Below are 411 nucleotides of genomic sequence, written 5' to 3' on the forward strand. Positions count from 1 at the left end.
GTAGATCTCGCTGACGCCGCCGAGATGCGCGGCCGCCAGCACCAGCGGATTGAGCTTGCCGTCGGGCGAGGGCACCACCATCACGAGGCGCGAGACGCCGGCGACCTTTGCGGGCACGGCGTTCATCAGCACCGAGGATGGATAGGCCGCGGTGCCGCCGGGCACATAGAGGCCGGCAGATTCGATCGCGGTGTAGCGCCAGCCGAGCTCGACGCCGAGCGGGTCGGTGAAGCGTTCGTCCGTCGGCAGCTGGCGGCGGTGATAGGTCTCGATGCGGTCGCGCGCGAGCTTGAGCGCATCGAGGGTCGCGGCATCGCAGGCCTTTGTCGCGGCTTCGATCTCGGCGGCGGTGACGCGAAGCTTGGATGCATCCAACGTCAGCCGGTCGAACTTTGCCGTGGCCTCGAGCAG

General features: G+C 68.6%; 1 protein-coding gene. It reads right to left on the reverse strand.

Annotated features, from left to right (window positions below; translation table 11 throughout):
* A partial coding sequence (locus MOV74_RS40385; protein ID WP_246933132.1) for a histidinol dehydrogenase occupies positions 1-411 on the reverse strand: 411 nt, incomplete at both ends.

Origin of the sequence: Bradyrhizobium sp. SHOUNA76, assembly GCF_023006445.1 — a bacterium.
Lineage (GTDB): Bacteria > Pseudomonadota > Alphaproteobacteria > Rhizobiales > Xanthobacteraceae > Bradyrhizobium.